The organism is Meridianimaribacter flavus (assembly GCF_004366715.1).
Classification (GTDB): Bacteria; Bacteroidota; Bacteroidia; order Flavobacteriales; family Flavobacteriaceae; genus Gaetbulibacter_B; species Gaetbulibacter_B jejuensis.
In genome coordinates, this window is sequence record NZ_SOQZ01000005.1 from 163,345 (window position 1) to 181,158 (window position 17,814).

Below are 17,814 nucleotides of genomic sequence, written 5' to 3' on the forward strand. Positions count from 1 at the left end.
TTAATTCCGTTTAGAATGTTTTGAAGCAATCACGCTTATAGCTAAAATTTGAAATGCGTGAAACATCATAATTGGTAGTAAAATAACTCCTAAAAAAGAAGCGTTTTGAAATAGTATTTTTGAAAATACCGTACCATGAACTAACGATTTTTTGGTGCCACAAAATTGAGCTGTAATGCGATCTTCAATATTGAAATTCAGTTTTTTACTTATAAAGCCTATTAAAAAATATACGAGCCAAAACAATACAACAGCTAGAAGAAAAACTCCAATTAAGTTGATAATACTTAAGTTGTCGAAAATGCGGTCTAAAAAGGATTTTGAAAAACTTTTATAGATAATTAATAAAATCACGCTTTTATCAAACAGTGTTATTTTTTTACTGTGCTTTAAAGCAAAAGCACCTAAAAAACGTCTTAATAATAAACCAAGAATAACAGGTGCTAATATTTCCAATAACAATTTTTGATACACATCGATTAAACTATAATCGGTATTGGTAGAAGTCATAAAAAAACCAATCCAAAGCGGTGTGAGCACAACTCCAATTAGTCCCGAAATACTCGCATTAAAAATAGCAGCAGGAATGTTACCCTTTGCAATAGATACCATAACCACTGAGGACGAAACGGTTGAAGGTAAAGCTGCCAAAAACATAAAAGCTAACCACAACGATTTATTATCGGAAGAAATAAAGGGTTGCACTGCCAACACAATTAAAGGGAAAACTACAAACGTTATACTTTGAATAAGCACATGTAATTTCCAGTTTTTTAACCCTAATTTTATCTGTTCTGGACTCAATTTTAATCCGTAGAAAAAAAAGATGAGTGAAATACCAATACTGCTCAGCGTATTTAAAAGTTTTGCGCTTTCACCAGCACCTAAATGTGGATAAATATATGCTGTTATAACAACGATTATAATAGCAAGAACAAACTTGTCTATTTTCAAATTATAAAAAGATTAAAAAATTAATGCGCCTCTAACCAATTATCACCAGTATCTAACTCAACATCGAGCGGTACAGACAGTTTATAAGCGTTTTCCATTTCGGCTTTAATTAAGGTTGAAATGGTTTCCAGTTCTGGTTTGTAAACGTCGAAAACCAATTCATCGTGTACTTGCAGTAGCATTTTTGTTTTGTAATTGCCAGCTTCAAGTTTCTTGTAAATGGCAATCATAGCGAGTTTAATAATGTCGGCTGCACTACCTTGAATTGGTGCATTTACCGCATTTCGTTCTGCTGCACCACGCACCACAGCATTTCTAGAGTTGATGTCTTTTAAATATCTGCGACGGCCTAAAACAGTTTGCACATAACCATGGTCGCGTGCAAAATCGACTTGCTTACTGATGTATTTTTTTAACTTCGGATAGGTTTCATAATACGTATCAATTAATTCCTTTGCTTCACTACGAGACAAGTTAGTTTGATTGCTTAATCCGAAAGCAGAAACGCCGTAAATAATACCGAAGTTTACAGTTTTGGCGTTGCTACGTTGTTCGCGTGTGACGTCTTCAATAGCTACATTAAACACTTTTGCAGCGGTTGAAGCGTGAATATCTTCACCGTTGTTAAAGGCTTCAATCATGGTTTCTTCTTCACTTAAGGCTGCGATAATGCGTAATTCAATTTGAGAATAATCAGCAGCTAAAAGGGTGTAATCTTCGCTTCGCGGAATAAACGCCTTTCGCACTTGACGACCACGCTCGGTACGAATAGGAATGTTCTGTAAGTTCGGGTTGTTACTACTTAAACGACCTGTGGCAGCAACGGTTTGCATGTAATCGGTGTGTACGCGTCCTGTGGCTTCTTCAACCTGAAGCGGTAACGCATCAACATACGTGCTTTTAAGTTTGCTTAAACCTCTAAAATCAAGAATGTTTTGAATGATTTCATGGTCTTTAGCCAAATAACTCAATACGTCTTCGGCAGTAGAATATTGCCCAGTTTTAGTCTTTTTAGGCTTGTCAACCAGCTTCATTTTTTCAAATAAAATTACACCTAATTGTTTAGGTGATGCAATGTTGAATTCTTCGCCAGCAGCTTCGTAAATGCGCTTTTCAAGTGTAGCAATGTCGTTGTTTAGTTGCTCTGCTAGTGATGCTAAAAAGTCTTTGTCAAGGTTTATGCCTTCCAATTCCATAGCCGCTAAAACGCGCAGTAACGGAATTTCAATGTCATCAAACAAGGTTTGGGTATTGGCTTCGCCTAATTCGTTTTGAAAATGTTCTTTTAATTGCAAGGTGATGTCAGCATCTTCAACCGCGTACTCCGTTTGTTTTTCCAGAGGAACATCGCGCATTGAAAGTTGATTTTTTCCTTTCTTGCCAATTAACGTTTCAATAGAAATTGGTGTGTAATTCAAATAGGTTTCTGCCAACACATCCATATTGTGACGCATATCTGGATTAATCAGGTAGTGCGCTAACATGGTATCGAACAATTTACCTTTTACCTCGATGTTGTATTTGGCTAAAACTTTAATATCGTATTTTAAATTCTGACCGATTTTTTCAATGGTTTCACTTTCAAAAAACGGACGTAACTGTTCAATAAGTTCTTGTGCTTCGGTTTTATCCTCAGGAAATGGCAAGTAAAAGCCTTTACCAACTTCCCATGAAAATGCAATACCAACCAATTCTGCAGTTAACGGATTTAAACCTGTGGTTTCGGTATCAAAACACACCGAAGTTTGATTCATTAAATTTTTAATGAAAAGTTTTGTTGCCATACCAGAGGCGACGCTTTGGTAAAAATGGCTTGTGCTTTCTGCGGTTTTTCGGGTATGCGATGCTGGATTTGTTTCGGTATCTATATCATTAACATCGCCACCAAATAGAGAAAATTGTCCTGCACCAGCTGTTGAGGTTGTTTTTGGTTTTACTTTTTCCTCCGTTTTCGATGCTGTTTCAGCAGTTGCTTGAGTATCTTCCGCAGCAAAAGTTTTTAAGAAGTTTTCAGTGAGTCTTCTAAACTCTAAATCTTGAAAAATGGTTTTAACCGCTTCAATGTCCGGATCGCACATTTCAAAATCTTTTTCATCAAATTCCACAGGAACATCAAGCATTATGGTAGCCAGTTTTTTCGATAGTAAGCCTAATTCTTGATTAGCTTCAACTTTCTCTTTCATTTTACCTTTCAGTTCGTGGATGTTTTCAAACAAACCTTCTATACTTCCGTAAGCTTTCAAGAATTTTTTCGCAGTTTTTTCGCCAACACCAGGTAAACCTGGGATGTTGTCGCTGGAATCTCCCATCATTCCTAAGAAATCAATTACCTGTAACGGATCTTCAACTTCAAATTTTTTCTGCACTTCAGGAATGCCCCAAGTTTCGTAACCACCACCAAACGATTTTGGACGGTACATAAAAATATTTTCAGACACTAACTGCGCAAAATCCTTATCAGGTGTAACCATAAAGGTTTGATAACCTTGTTTTTCGGCTTGTTTCGATAGGGTTCCTATAACGTCGTCGGCTTCATAACCTTCCTTCACCATAATAGGAATATGCATTGCTTTTAAAATCTCTTGAATGTAAGGTACGGCAACTTTTATGGCTTCTGGCGTTTCGTCGCGATTGGCTTTGTACGCCTCAAACATTTCTACTCTATCTGTACTTCCGCCTTTATCGAAACATACGGCTAAATGGTCTGGACGCTCACGTTTTATAACATCTAAAAGTGAATTCATAAAACCCATAATGGCCGAAGTATCGATGCCTTTTGAGTTGATTCTTGGATTTTTAATAAAGGCGTAATACCCACGAAAAATTAACGCGTAAGCATCGACTAGGAAAAGACGTTTTTGGTCTGACATTTTTTGAAATTTTGTAGTCTATAAAACTACAAAACTTAAGAATACTAATAAAAAAAGCCGAAACAATTGTTTCGGCTTTTTTTATAATCTTTATTTATTCTAGCAAAGCTTTATGGTCTTTACTTTTATTTGTAAACTTTTTCTGTAAGCTTTAATACTAATAATATCATTGCTTTTTTTGTGGTTTAAGTTCATTAATTCTGATTTGAATTTAGAACTATCTGTAGTCTCTTTTTTAGACTGAGTATCTTCTTTCTTAGTTGTAGTTTCAATAGTATCACTATTTTTGTTAGTAGCGATATCATTTTGTCCTACAGAAAGTAGAGGTAAACTTAAAAAAACTAAAAATATTAAAACTTTTTTCATGACCTTGTTATAAAGGGTTTATTTTAAAATTCTTGTCAAAGAAACGTAACATTTAAGGCTAGTTTAAATATTTTAGATGAAAACAGTCGATTACTAGATAAGATGAAAAGCATGGTAAAAAACATCGGTGAAATGCACAAAATGAGCTTTGAGCCCAATAAAAACGTTGTTTAGAAATGGTAAATAAGAGTGAGAACGCCTATTTAAATCTGTTTAACAGTCAGAAAATCAATCAGTTTTCTGTTGGGAATACAACATACAAAGCACGTATTATGAAACTTAACCGTTTAAAGAACGCATTAGAGTTTACCTATAAACAAAGGCTTAGAGATGCATTGTATAGTGACTTCAAGAAACCACAGTTAGAAACTGACTTAACTGAGATATATCCTGTTATCGATGAAATTAATTTTGTAAAACGAAATCTGAAATCTTGGTTAAAGCCTCAAAAAGTAGAAACACCCATTTCTCTTTTAGGAAGCTCATCATACATTAAAAACGAGGCAAAAGGTGTTTGTTTAATTATTTCACCATGGAATTTCCCTGTCAATCTTACTTTTGGACCGTTAGTCTCTGCAATAGCAGCAGGCAATACTGTGATTTTAAAACCTAGCGAAATGACACCTCATACTTCTAAAGTGATGAGAGATATAATTGAGGAGCTGTTTGACGATAATGAAATTGCGCTAGTTGAAGGAGAGGTAGAAGTTTCTCAGGAACTTTTAAAGCTACCTTTTAATCATATCTTTTTTACAGGTTCTCCACAAGTTGGTAAAATAGTAATGAAAGCAGCTTCGGAGCATTTAACATCAGTAACTTTAGAACTTGGAGGGAAATCGCCAACCATAATTGATGATACCACCAATTTGGATAAAGTGGTGAAGAAAATAATTTTTGGAAAATTTATGAATGTTGGTCAAACCTGTATTGCTCCAGATTATGTGTTCATAAACGAAACTATTAAAACAGCATTTATAGCAAGTTTTAAAAAGCATTTAGATGAATTCTATTCAGAAAAAGCCTCTGAGTCCAACTCTTTGGCAAGGATAGTAAACAGAAAACATTTTGAACGATTAAAGTCTTATTTAGAAGATGCATCATTAAAAAATGCAACTATAGAAATAGGAGGAAGCTATAAAGAAGAAGATAATTATATAGAACCTACTTTAGTTTTTGATGCTTCTGAAGATAGTGCACTGATGAAAAACGAAATTTTTGGGCCAATTCTTCCTGTAAAAACTTACGGTAATATTGATGAGGTTATCGACTATATTAATTCAAAAGAAAAGCCGCTTGCCTTATATGTTTTTAGTAAAAACAATAAGACTATAAAACACATTATTGACAACACAAGAGCAGGAAGTACTTGTGTTAACCACAATTTGTTACAGTTTTTAAACCATAACTTGCCTTTTGGAGGCTCAAACAATAGTGGCATTGGGAAATCGCATGGGTATTTTGGTTTTTTGGAATTTACCAATCAACGATCTGTGTTAAAACAACATACTATTGGAGCTGTAGATTTACTAATGCCTCCTTACAATAACTTTAAGCAGAAATTAGTAGACTTAACTATTAAATGGTTTTAAAAAGGAACAACCTCATAGATTGTTCCTTTTTAACTAACTAAACTAAAAAACACTACTCAACCATAATCTTTTTTATAAAACTTCCGGAGAGCGTTTCAATTTTAAGCAAATAAAGACCAGATTTTAAATAACTAACATTAATTTGTTCTTTGTAGGTTGAATTGAAAATTTGTTTTCCCATTAAGTCATAACATTGTATTGCTGTTATTGTTTGATTGTTTGCAATTGAAATATTGATGTAATCCCTTACTGGATTTGGGTAGATGTTAATGGTGTTTTCTAAAGATTGATCCTCAATTCCTAAAGTATTATCTACCCAAATATCAAAAAACGCATAGGGATGAAACATTTCGTTTTGTCTTTGAAAAGCTCTCAAAATATAGGTTTCTCCAGGTATAAGGCCTTCCACTTGGTCTGATCCTTGAAAGCAATGTATTTCATTACCATTGCAAGCATCAAAAACTGCATAATGGTTGTAAACATAACTTGTGATAGTTAGATTTCCGGGAAGGTTGGGCATAGTGAACTCAAACCAAACATCAACATAATCTTCTAGATTGAATGTGCCACAACCGTATTCTTCATTTATCTCTGAACCAAATGTGTAAAAATTTATTTCTTGTGCAGTATCTGTTATTGTTGGAATGGTTTCCGCATTTGCACAAGCGTCATTTTCAGCTCTTTCAAAAACTCTTAAATTCATGGAATGAAAATCAGCAGGACCAAATAGAGTTGATTCTGTGTTAAAAAAGCGAATTAAATACGTGTTGCCTTCAATTAAATTGTCAATGAGTTTAAAAGCTGATGAGGTTTCTAAAGCACAAAATAGCTGATTACCATTACAAGCATCATAAACAGCAATACCATTCCCTCCAGGAGTGTCAACAAATAAGTTTCCTGTTATAGGCATAGTGACTTGCCACCAAGCATCTAGAATATAATCTGAATCACCTATACAGGTTTCTTCAGTGCTAACACTTGCACCTCCTAAATTGAAGTAAATTGCTGTATTATCTGAAGTTAATGTAGGTAATACTTCGGCATTACTACAGATATCATTTGATATACGCTCATAAGCTCTAATTGCAAACTGGTTCCCGTCAGGATATATAGTTCGAGGTCTGTAAATACGTAACAGATATGTTTGTCCCTGTACTAAATCATCTATGAGTTTATTTTCTGAAAAACAATACAGCAAATTGCCGCCACAAGCGTTGTAAATAGCTGCTTTGTTGTAATTATATGATGTAGATGGATTTATATAAAGATTGCCGTTTACTGGCATTGTAAATTCATACCAAAAATCGGTGTAGTCATCAATATCTGTATCATCACAACCTATTTCATGATTATAAACTGCTGAATCCAAGTCTAAATCGATAGTGGTTTCAGTTGTTGTAACCGTAAGAACTTCTGGAGATGAGCAATCTAAAATAGTTGGGTCAGTCGCTTTTAAGGTAAAGGAATTGTAAGACATATTATCCACTTGGTCTTCTTCTCTATATACCTTTAATATATAACTTTCTCCTTGCTCAAGTTCATCAACATATAATGGGATAGAAGTCTCGTAAAATAAAGGTGAACAATAGATTAAAGTACCATTACAAGCATTGTATAATGAAAACTTATTGATGGTTGAGGCACTCATTATTTCTAATGACCCATCAACAGGCATTGTAAAACTGTACCAAAGATCAGCATAATTATCAGCGCTACTTTCATTACAGGCAATTTCATTATTAATAGTTGCTCCAAGCATACTGAAGTTTACTGTTTGAGTGTTTGTTGTAAGGTTGATGTTTTCTGCATTTAAACAATTGTCATTAAGGCTAAACTCATAAGCTTGAACAGTAAAACTTAAACCGAGATGCGAAAGGGTTGCTGTTTCACTTCTAAAAATGCGTAGTTTATAGTTTTGCCCTTGTGTTAAAGTTGTTAGTGTTTGTGATTGGTTAAAGCATACTATTTCATTGCCACCACAAGCATCATATAATACAAAGTTGTTAAATGAAGAGTTACTTTCAATGTTGAAATAACCAGTAACAGGCATTGTAAAATCAAACCATACATCAGTATAATCGTCAGGAGAGTCTCCATTACAGGCAGCCTCATTGTTTATTACAGCACCTCCTATATTAAAGTCTACTGATTGAACAGTGTTATCAACAATAATCGTTTCAGAATTATTACAGGTGTCATTTGCTGGAGTTTCGTAGGCTCTTATTAAAAAAGATTGATTATTACCATCGTTGTGTGGCAGCCATCTACGAACTCTTAATATATAGGAGCTTCCTTGTATAAGGTCATCAATAAGCTTGTTGCTGGTAAAACAGTGCAATTCTGTACCATTACAGCTATTATAAATATTAAATCTGTTTTTAGTAACTGAACCATTAATGTAAAGTTTACCTGTAACAGGCATTATAAATTGATACCAAACATCTACATAGTCATCTGCCGGATCTCCAGAGCAACCAGATTCATTATTGACAGTTGCGTTAGTTAAATCAAAATCAATATTTTGAAATGATGTGTTTATAGTAATAAATTGTGCGCTAGTACAGGCATCATTACTCGGTTGTGCAAATACTGCTATTCCAAAAAGAACATAAAAAGCCAAAAAAGTAAATCTTGTTTTCATAAGTAATAAAGTTGTGATTAATATAGCGTTGCTAAATTCTTATAATACAGGCAACTCTATTTCATACTTTTGGGTGATTTTTTGAAGAAATGGTTTTGTAAATTTGTTTCACTAACTTGAAAATCAATGTGTAAATTTTTTAGTTTTTGCCTTTTCGTAACCTTAAGTGGTTTGTATTCGTATGCTCAAGATGCCAAACCAGACGCTTATCAGGATAGTTTGCAAACGATTATTGATAGCAACGTTTCTAAAACTTTAAAAAAGGATGCGCTTTTTTTGCTAGGTGAGCATTTGGTACAGCGTGATCCTGATAGAGCTGAAAACATAGCAAATAAACTTCAAGAGGCTTAGATTAAATCAACTGATAGTAGTGCGGTAATACGAAATAACTACATTTTTGCCGCTAGTCATCGTTGGCAAGGTGATTATAAAACGGCTTTAGATTATTATCAGTCTATTTACAATTATTCTAAACGAAAAAAAGATTCTATTGACATGGCTAAAAGCGGTCATTTTATAGGAACTATAAATATGTTTTTGGGTAATAATGTTATTTCTCAAAACCACTTGATTGAGGTTGCTAGCATTTATGATAAGCTTGGAACTGCCGAACAAAAAGCTGATATCAATAACTCTTTGGCTGGGTTTTACCTTAATATGGATCAAATTGAAAAAGGTAAAGACAAATACCTTTTAGCTTTAGAACAATATGAGAAACTCAATGACAGTGCTGGTATGGCAAGTGCTAATGCCAATTTAGGGATGCTTTATACTGAATTGGGTGAGTTTGATAAAGCTGAAATGCACCTAATGAAACAAAAAGCGCTGAATGCAGTGTTTCCTACGTTGCGTGAAATGGGCTTTCATTATGATTTTTTAGGTGTGTTAAGGCAAGAACAAGGTAGGTTAAACGATGCTTACCAAGAACATTTAAAAGCTTTAAAAATTCGAGAGAACTTAAGTAGCACCTATAATTTGTGCGAATCAAAGCTAAATATGGGTGAAGTACTCATTAAGCTGAAACGTTATCCTGAAGCTATTTCACACTTAAAAGATGTATTTAGCTATGATGAGCATCAATCATTGTATCAGCAACAAGCGGCTTATCAATTACTATCTGAAGCTTATGAAAAAAATGGCGATTATAAATCGTCTTTAGTCAATTTTAAAGCCTTTAAAAGGTTGAGTGATTCTATTTATTCGGAAGAATCTATCGAGATTATAGCTGAAAAAGATGCGCGCTACAATCAGCAAAAAAAGGATGCTGAAATTACGTTGCTCAATAAAGAAAAAGAGCTTTCTGAAACTAAATTATCACGATCAAAATCTATTCAACTCATATCGCTTGTAGCTTTGTTATTGTTGAGTATTGCAGCCATTGCTTTATATCAACTTTATCGAAAAATTAAAAGCAAAAACAACACCATTTCCAAGGCGTTAAGTGATAGAGAATTGTTGCTTCATGAAACACATCATCGTGTAAAGAATAATTTACAGATGATATCTAGCTTACTCAATTTACAGTCTAAATATGTGGAAGACCCGAAAGCGCTTGAGGCACTTCAAAATGGAAGAAATCGCGTGCAATCTATGGCAATTCTTCATAAAAATTTATACACTGGCGAAGATTTAACAACAGTTAATATTCAGAGTTATTTTGAAGGATTGGTTGATAGTATTTTTAGTTCGTATCACAAAACAGGAAAAGAAATTACTGCGACAGTAAAAGCAAAAGATATCGTGCTAGATATAGAAAAGGTAATTCATATTGGGCTTATTGTTAATGAGTTGGTAACTAATTCTTTAAAACATGCTTTTAATAGTGTAGAAGCAAATTTAGAACCAAAAATTCAGATTGAAATGACTGAAACAGCAATGAACTATAACCTTGTTGTTTTTGATAATGGTGTTGGTATTTCAGAAAAAATAATAAAAAGAGGTAAAGAAGAAACCTTCGGGCAACGATTAATACGCTCGTTAACGCAAAAGTTGAAAGCAACTATTGAGACTAATAATACTCACGGAACGCATATAAGTATAACAATTCCTAAAACTAATAAAGTAGCTCGTTAAGAAGTGTAATAGTTTCTGACCGTGTATGTGTATTCAGTTTTTCGTAAATATTTTTAATGTGGGTTTTAATAGTATTGACACTTACAAATTGCTCATCGGCTAGTTGCTGATTTGTTTTTCCACTGTAAAGTCCTTTTAGCACATCAAATTCTTTTTGCGTTAAAGGTGTTGTTATTAAATTATTTATTGTGTCGCGATTAAGTGCTACAGGAAGCACAAACTTTGAAAAATTATGTAAGGCAATTTCAATGCTAGAAAATAGTTCGCGCTCATTAAAAGGTTTAACAATATATCCCATAGGAAATGTGTTTTTTGCGCGCTCAATAATGTTTTTGCTAGAGTACGAAGTCAGATATAAAAACGGTATTTTACGTGTTTTATTTATGTGTTCAGCAATTTCAAAACCTTCATATTCACCTTCTAAATTTATATCTAAAAGTATTAAGTCAGGTTGCAATTCATCTACTGCTTGTAAAGCGTCATTTTTATCATAGGCAATACCAACCACAAAATAATCTGCACTAGTAAGCATATCTTTTATGTCATCAGAAATGATTGGGTCGTCCTCAATAATAAGTACACGAATGGCTGACATAAGGCATTGTTTTATAATTTAAAGATAGCAATACCTATTTTAATTAAAGGTTAAGTTGTTAAAAAAGTGCTTATTCTGTTTTTATAAAATGATTAGATGTTTGATTGGTATTCTCTCCATTTTGAAATTTTGTCATGCTAAAACCGTTATGAATAGAATAACTTCCTGTTTCTCCTTGTTTGTTTACAGCAATGTACCCAACCTGAAAATCCTTGTAATTACTATTAGGTTTACTAACAATACGATTTATAGCTTCTTCACAAGCTTCTTGCGGCGATTTGCCTTGGCGCATCAGTTCAACCACCAGAAAGCTACCAACTGTTTTTACAACTTCTTCACCCAATCCAGTAGCTACACAAGCACCAATTTCGTTGTCTACAAATAAACCAGAACCAATTATTGGGCTATCACCAACACGACCAGTCATTTTATAAGCAAGACCACTTGTTGTACAGGCACCAGAAATATCGCCATTTTCATCAATAGCAAGCATGCCAATAGTATCGTGATTTTCAATATTAATAATAGGTTTGTACTCGCTTTTTACTTTCCATTCCTCCCAAGCTTTTTTTGATGATTCCGTTAGTAAGTTGTCCTTTGGCATTCCTAATTCATAGGCATATTGTTCAGCGCCTTTTCCAGCAAGCATAACATGTGGTGTGTCTTCCATAACTTTACGGGCTACTGAAACAGCATGTACAATATTTTCAAGATATACTACTGAACCACAATTACCATGCTTGTCCATAATGCACGCATCTAACGTTACGTGACCATCACGATCTGGTAAACCACCTTTTCCTACGGAAGTATTATTGACATCAGCTTCTTCAACCATACAACCTTTTTCAACGGCATCTAATGCAGAGCCTCCATTTTTTAGAGTTTCCCAAGCTTTTGAAGTAGCATTAGGTACATTCCAAGTAGCAATAACTAAAGGAAGTGATGCTTTCGGGTTTGCAACAACTGAAGTTTTTTCGGTTTTTGAATTCTCTTGAGCACATGCAATTATTGATGAACCAACGGTTAATCCAACTCCAGTAAGTGAAGCGTTTTTTATAAAGTGTCTGCGTTTCATAGATTAAAAGTTTTTTTAGAGTTTCGGTAACCATAATACAAGATGTAAGCATAAGCACAAATCACCAAAAATAAAGCAGGTTTAAATCCGATGTTATCTGTTAGAAATCCGTATGCAGGCGGAATAATAGCACCACCAACAATAGCAGTACATAAAAGCCCTGAACCTTTTGGTTTTAATGACCCAATACCATCAATAGCCAATGTGAAAATGGTAGGGAACATAATAGAATTGAATAATCCTACCGCTAAAATACTCCACATTGAAACCAATCCTGTTGTACTAATAGATATCAAGATTAAAGCAACAGCACAAGTAGCAAATATACCAAGTACTTTTCCTGGGTTAATGATTTTGGTTAAGTACGAACCTATAAAACGTCCTATCATAGCACCTGACCAATAAAAGGTAACAAATACACCAACAACTGCCTTGTCATCTTTTTCAGCTAAACCAGAATTTAATAGTGATTCAGCGATTGATTTCATAAACCCTTCTTCTTTGATGAGTGATACTAAATTCATATCCATGAAATAATTTACCAAGTAGCTACCTATAGCAACTTCGGCTCCTACATAACAGAAAATACCAAATACACCAAGCATAAGGTTTTTCTGTTTTAAGGCATCTTTATATGTCCCTGTTTCGGTTTCACTAATAAGTTTTGGGAGTTTAGCAAAAAAGAAATAGACAGCAATAAGTATGATAAATATCGCTAAACCAATAAAAGGTGTTTGAACAGCTGATGCTTCAGCAATTAAATATTGTTCTTTGGCAGTGCCAACCAAAGCATCTATTTCGTCTTTAGTTTTAATTTTATCACTTAAAATGAATAATGCACCAATGGCAGGAGCAATTGCAGTTCCTAATGAATTGAAGGCTTGCGATAAGTTTAATCGACTAGATGCACCATCTTCAGAACCCAAAACCGCAACATACGGATTTGCCGCTACCTGTAAAATGGTAATACCTCCAGCTAAAATAAAATAAGCCAACATAAATATTCCGAATACACGATAGGAGGCTGCAGGATAAAACAACAAGCAACCTAATGCCATAGTAACCAAGCCTAGAATAATTCCTTTTTTATAACCAATTTTTGATAGAATATAACTCGCAGGAATTGACAGTAAGAAAAAGGCACCAAAAAATGCAAATTGAACCATACCTGCTTGAAAGTAGGTGAGTGTGAAAAGCTCTCTTAATCGAGGTATGAGGGAATCGACTAAAACTGTTATAAATCCCCAAAGAAAAAATAATACAGTAAGTAGAATGAATGAAGAACGATAGGATTTTTGTTGGGTCATGATTAAATGTTAGTTAGTTTTATTTAATAGTAATTTCGTCAGCAAATAGCCAGCTTCTTCCATCGTGTTCGTAACCTAAATGCCATTCAGGGAGTTCGCCCAGTGTTTTGGCTTTTATTTTTATGTAACGGTATTTTTTTGGCACTTGTTTAAAGTGAAATTGTTTGATTTCTACGTTTTCATTTGGAGAAATGTTTTCTGATACGCGAGGTGAATCAATAGGTGTAAATGTTTTACCATCAATGGAACCAAAACAAGCGACTTCAGTAGGATAAAATATCCAAGAGCGTTGATCTTCCAGAAAGTTTATGGTAACCAGATTAACAAGGGTTTCTTTTCCTAAATCTACTGTTGCTATCAAATCAGTATTATGATACCCTTGCCAAGTACCAGTTCTGAAATCTTGGGTTCCAAGAATACCATCAATTAAAGCATCGTTGCCACCACCATTGTATTGATTGGCGTATTCGGTTTCAAGAGTAATAGAAAGGTTAGGGTCTATTTTATAAAACTTGGTTTCAACCGTTGCGCTTTTGATTTTGTTTTTTTCTGAATACACTTTTAAGTTTGTAGCTTCTGAAATTGTAAAAGGCGCATCGTATAATTTGAAATCTTCATCATTCAAACTATAAAAAATGGAAGCGCTTTTATCTACATTTTCTAGAACAACTTCGGTTTCACCTTTAAAAGCGACATCGCCTTTTGCAATAAAAGGTACAGGAACAACGAGATGTTCGTCAATGCTTGTATTAGGTTCTTGTCCTTCTTGACTTCCCCAAACAGCTGGATTGTCGGTCATTTTAAATTCTAATGTATCACCTTCTGCAATTTCGTTGTGATAAATAAATGTTCTGTCAAGCGATTTTCCGTTGAGGTAAACATGCTCAATGTAAATGTTTTTGTCACTTAAATTGGTAGCAATAACATTAAATTGCTTACCATTTTCCATATTGATTGTGGCTTTGTCAAATAAAGGTGTGCCTATAATATATTCATTACTTGCTGGCGTAACAGGATAGAATCCCATTGATGAAAATACATACCATGCGCTCATTTGTCCGCAATCTTCATTACCCGAAATACCATCAGGTGTGTTGGTGTACAATTCGGTTAAAATTTGGTGAACGCGTTCTTGAGTTTTATGCGGTTTATTTACAAAATTATAAAGGTAAGCCATGTGATGACTTGGTTCATTGCCATGTGCATATTGACCAATGAGACCTGTGATATCTACTTGATGACGTCCAGAAGTTTTGTCGTTTGCAGTAAATAACGTGTCTAATTGGGTTTCGAGTTTGTCTTTTCCTCCTAATAAATTCATAAACCCGGAAATATCTTGAGGCACATAAAAACTGTATTGCCAAGAGTTAGCTTCGGTATAATTGAAGTTCACTTCATAAGGATCAAAAGGTGCAAACCAAGTATTTCTAAAACGACCACGCATAAATTTGGTTTCTGGGTCATAACTGTTTTTATAATATTGCGCGCGTTCCGTATAAGTTTTGTAGTCTTCGGTTTTGTTCATGGCTTTTGCCATTTGAGCAATGGTCCAGTCGTCATAGGCATATTCCAAAGTTTTTGAAACCGATTCACTTTCTTCTTCTACAGGAATAAATCCAAATTCTTTGTAGCTTTTCAATCCTAATTTATCTCGTGTCGCACTGTGCTTCATGGCTTCAAAAGCTTTTTCGGTCTTGTACCCACGAATCCCTTTTAAGTAAGCGTCAGCAATTACAGGAACTGCGTGATAACCAATCATGCAGCCCGTGTAATTAGCGCTTAAATCCCAAATTGGCATGATGCCGCCTTCATCATATTTTGCTAAAAATGTATTGATGAAATCGTTCGTTCGGTCTTCTTCAATAATGGTGTAAAGCGGATGCGCTGCACGATAGGTATCCCAAAGCGAGAACACTGTGTAATACTCAAAATCTTTAGTTTCATGAATTTCCAAATCCATACCACGATATCTTCCATCAACATCTTGATATAAGTTTGGCGCAATCATGGTGTGATATAATGCTGTGTAAAAGTTGGTTTTGTAGTCATTATTTGTGCTTTCAACCACAATTTTTTCTAGTTGCTGCTCCCAAGTGTTTTGAGCTTCGGTTTTAATATTGTCAAAGGTTTTGTCTCCTATTTCAGTTTCCCAATTAAGTTTTGCGCCAGCTTCATCAACTGCACTAATACCTATTTTAATATAAATAGGATCATTGTTTGGTTTTTTGAATTTTATAGCAGCCTTTTTGCTTTGGTATTTGTAGTTTTTTGAAACTTCAGTGTCATTTTCAACATAAGAAATACTTTCAATAGGTTTTGAAAAATACATGTCAAAAAACAAACGTTGGTCTGTTGCCCAAGCTTTGGAATGTCTGTAACCTTTAATCGATTGACTATCGACCATCTGAATTTTATAGTCCAAAAGTTGGTCGCGATGGTCTAAATCTAAAATCACATATTGATTTTCAGAAGAAGGAAATTGGTATTTATGTATACCACTTCGTTTGGAAACAGTGAGTTCTACATCAATTTCTGTAGAATCTAAATGTACTTTATAATAACCAGGTTCAGCAATTTCGTTGTCATGAGAAAAATGTGCTCTGTAACCTGATTTTCCGTTAGCTCCATTATTAAAAGCAACCTTGTTTGTTGGCATTAATAAAATGTCACCATAGTCAGAAACTCCTGTTCCGCTTAAATGTGTATGCGAAAAGCCATAGATATATTCATCTGAATAATGATATCCAGAGCAACCATCCCAACCATCAAGTCGCGTATCTGGAGACAGTTGCATCATACCAAAAGGTATAGTTGCTCCAGGATAGGTATGGCCATGACCACCAGTACCAATAAACGGATTAACATAAGAAATTAAAGATTTGTCTTTTTGAGCAGGTTCAAATGGTTTGTTTTCAGTGCATCCGAAAAAAAAGGATGTCAATAAAACAATAAAAAAGCAACGTTTCATGCTGAGGTATTAAATTGGAGGCAAAAGATACTAAATCTTAACATATAGTTAAATATAAAATGATTGAAGATAAAAGATTTTAAATTCGGTTATCTTTGATTAAATTTAGTTTATGTCGAGATGGATTATTAGGCTTGTGATACTTTCAGCTATTATTTTGGTAGCTGAAATTTATGCTTTTCAAGCCTTAAAAACGGTTACTAAAAGTCGTGTTGTTAAATGGAGTTGGCTAGGTGTTTCTGCATTAGTTTATGCCAACTTAATATATGTAATGTTTTCTACTCCAAGAAGTTTAGGGCAAACCATGCAATTTCAGTATGCAGTTGGCTTTATGCTTACAATTCTTATCCCAAAAGCAATATTAATTATAATGATGTTTGGCGAAGATATTGTACGAGTTATTCTAAAACTTGTTTCAGTATTTTCAAGTGGAGAAACGCAATCTTTTGTTGGTAGGCGTGTTTTTGTTTCTAAGCTGGCTTTAGGGTTGGCAGCCATCCCATTTGCTTCATTTTTATACGGAATTATTCAGGGAAGATATAACTACAAGGTTTTAAAATATCAATTGTCTTTTGAAGATTTACCTGAGGCTTTTGATGGTTTAACCATTACACAGATTTCCGATATACATTCAGGGAGTTTTACCAATAAGAACAAAATACAGTATGGTGTTGATTTAATTAACGAACAAAAATCAGACATTATTCTTTTTACTGGTGATATTGTAAATAATAAGGCTGATGAAATGGATACTTGGGTTGATGTTTTTAAGCAGCTAGATGCACCAATGGGTAAGTTTTCAGTATTAGGAAATCATGATTATGGCGACTATGTTGATTGGTTAACAAATGAAGATAAGATTAACAATTTTAAAGCGGTAAAAGACATTCATCCAAAAATAGGATTTGAATTATTACTGAATGAGAACCGTTACATAGAGAAAGACGGTCAGAAAATTGCTATTGTAGGTGTTGAAAACTGGGGAAAAGGGTTTAATCAATCAGGTGATTTGGTTAAAGCTTCCGAAGGAATAAATAAAGACGATTTTAAAATATTGCTATCTCACGATCCATCTCATTGGGAGTACATGGTAAAGAAAGACGATTTTAATTATCAACTTACGCTTAGTGGTCACACTCATGGATTGCAGATGGGAATTGAAATTCCAGGGATTTTCAAATGGAGTCCTTCTCAGTATGTTTATAAACAATGGGCAGGTTTATATGAAGAGTTTGGAAGATATATAAATGTTAATAGAGGTTTTGGTTATCATGCGTTTCCAGGACGAGTTGGTATATGGCCAGAAGTAACAGTTATAGAGCTCAAAAAGGGAACAAAAAACGCTTAATTGCAAGGAAATGTTATATTTACTC

The 17,814-nt window shown here is 34.2% G+C and carries 12 protein-coding genes; 4 read left to right on the plus strand and 8 right to left on the minus strand.

The annotated features are described in order from the left end of the window. The 3 genes from A8975_RS11670 to A8975_RS11680 form a co-directional block, all read right to left on the minus strand. A complete protein-coding gene (locus tag A8975_RS11670; RefSeq protein WP_134200667.1) occupies positions 1-954 on the minus strand; it encodes a bile acid:sodium symporter family protein in 954 nt (317 codons plus the stop codon). A gap of 20 nt (positions 955-974) precedes the next feature. Next, on the minus strand, positions 975-3,824 hold the full coding sequence (gene polA, locus A8975_RS11675; RefSeq protein ID WP_134200670.1) for a DNA polymerase I: 2,850 nt from the start codon (positions 3,822-3,824) through the stop codon (positions 975-977). A gap of 99 nt (positions 3,825-3,923) precedes the next feature. Continuing rightward, the gene (locus tag A8975_RS11680) at positions 3,924-4,190 is read right to left on the minus strand and encodes a hypothetical protein (RefSeq protein WP_129760939.1); all 267 of its coding nucleotides are present in this window, start codon (positions 4,188-4,190) and stop codon (positions 3,924-3,926) included. Positions 4,191-4,366: 176 nt separating this feature from the next. On the opposite strand from A8975_RS11680, the gene A8975_RS11685 reads away from it, so the two are divergent. Next, a complete protein-coding gene (locus tag A8975_RS11685) occupies positions 4,367-5,779 on the plus strand; it encodes an aldehyde dehydrogenase family protein (protein WP_134200672.1) in 1,413 nt (470 codons plus the stop codon). A gap of 52 nt (positions 5,780-5,831) precedes the next feature. Here A8975_RS11685 and A8975_RS11690 read toward each other — a convergent pair whose 3' ends face one another. Next, positions 5,832-8,420, minus strand: a complete 2,589-nt coding sequence (locus A8975_RS11690; protein ID WP_131508797.1) for a T9SS type A sorting domain-containing protein — start codon at positions 8,418-8,420, stop codon at positions 5,832-5,834. Positions 8,421-8,546: 126 nt separating this feature from the next. On the opposite strand from A8975_RS11690, the gene A8975_RS11695 reads away from it, so the two are divergent. Next, on the plus strand, positions 8,547-8,771 hold the full coding sequence (locus tag A8975_RS11695) for a hypothetical protein (RefSeq protein ID WP_134200674.1): 225 nt from the start codon (positions 8,547-8,549) through the stop codon (positions 8,769-8,771). A gap of 144 nt (positions 8,772-8,915) precedes the next feature. Further along, on the plus strand, positions 8,916-10,493 hold the full coding sequence (locus A8975_RS11700) for a histidine kinase dimerization/phosphoacceptor domain -containing protein (protein WP_134200676.1): 1,578 nt from the start codon (positions 8,916-8,918) through the stop codon (positions 10,491-10,493). On the opposite strand, the gene A8975_RS11705 is transcribed toward A8975_RS11700, so the two are convergent. From A8975_RS11705 to A8975_RS11720, 4 genes are all read right to left on the minus strand, one after another. Then, a complete protein-coding gene (locus A8975_RS11705; protein ID WP_131508799.1) occupies positions 10,474-11,088 on the minus strand; it encodes a response regulator in 615 nt (204 codons plus the stop codon). The genes A8975_RS11700 and A8975_RS11705 overlap by 20 nt on opposite strands. Before the next feature lie 70 nt (positions 11,089-11,158). Continuing rightward, positions 11,159-12,166: an isoaspartyl peptidase/L-asparaginase family protein gene (locus A8975_RS11710; RefSeq protein ID WP_134200678.1), complete on the minus strand. Its 1,008-nt coding sequence runs from the start codon at positions 12,164-12,166 to the stop codon at positions 11,159-11,161. Next, positions 12,163-13,473: a sugar MFS transporter gene (locus A8975_RS11715; RefSeq protein WP_134200680.1), complete on the minus strand. Its 1,311-nt coding sequence runs from the start codon at positions 13,471-13,473 to the stop codon at positions 12,163-12,165. The genes A8975_RS11710 and A8975_RS11715 overlap by 4 nt, the downstream gene beginning before the upstream one ends. Positions 13,474-13,492: 19 nt before the next feature. After that, positions 13,493-16,441, minus strand: coding sequence for a GH92 family glycosyl hydrolase (locus A8975_RS11720; protein WP_134200682.1), 2,949 nt, complete (start codon positions 16,439-16,441; stop codon positions 13,493-13,495). Between the two features lie 112 nt (positions 16,442-16,553). Here A8975_RS11720 and A8975_RS11725 point away from each other — a divergent pair, with 112 nt between their 5' ends. Then, positions 16,554-17,789, plus strand: a complete 1,236-nt coding sequence (locus A8975_RS11725; protein WP_134200684.1) for a metallophosphoesterase — start codon at positions 16,554-16,556, stop codon at positions 17,787-17,789. The last annotated feature ends 25 nt before the right edge of the window (positions 17,790-17,814 follow it).

Excerpts from the sequence above, each read along its gene's own strand:
- polA (WP_134200670.1), bottom strand. The coding sequence starts at position 3,824 with ATGTCAGACCAAAAACGTCTTTTCCTAGTCGATGCTTACGCGTTAATT.
- A8975_RS11680 (WP_129760939.1), bottom strand. The coding sequence starts at position 4,190 with ATGAAAAAAGTTTTAATATTTTTAGTTTTTTTAAGTTTACCTCTACTT.
- A8975_RS11685 (WP_134200672.1), top strand. The coding sequence starts at position 4,367 with ATGGTAAATAAGAGTGAGAACGCCTATTTAAATCTGTTTAACAGTCAG.
- A8975_RS11690 (WP_131508797.1), bottom strand. The coding sequence starts at position 8,420 with ATGAAAACAAGATTTACTTTTTTGGCTTTTTATGTTCTTTTTGGAATA.
- A8975_RS11695 (WP_134200674.1), top strand. The coding sequence starts at position 8,547 with ATGTGTAAATTTTTTAGTTTTTGCCTTTTCGTAACCTTAAGTGGTTTG.
- A8975_RS11700 (WP_134200676.1), top strand. The coding sequence starts at position 8,916 with ATGGCTAAAAGCGGTCATTTTATAGGAACTATAAATATGTTTTTGGGT.
- A8975_RS11705 (WP_131508799.1), bottom strand. The coding sequence starts at position 11,088 with ATGTCAGCCATTCGTGTACTTATTATTGAGGACGACCCAATCATTTCT.
- A8975_RS11710 (WP_134200678.1), bottom strand. The coding sequence starts at position 12,166 with ATGAAACGCAGACACTTTATAAAAAACGCTTCACTTACTGGAGTTGGA.
- A8975_RS11715 (WP_134200680.1), bottom strand. The coding sequence starts at position 13,473 with ATGACCCAACAAAAATCCTATCGTTCTTCATTCATTCTACTTACTGTA.
- A8975_RS11720 (WP_134200682.1), bottom strand. The coding sequence starts at position 16,441 with ATGAAACGTTGCTTTTTTATTGTTTTATTGACATCCTTTTTTTTCGGA.
- A8975_RS11725 (WP_134200684.1), top strand. The coding sequence starts at position 16,554 with ATGTCGAGATGGATTATTAGGCTTGTGATACTTTCAGCTATTATTTTG.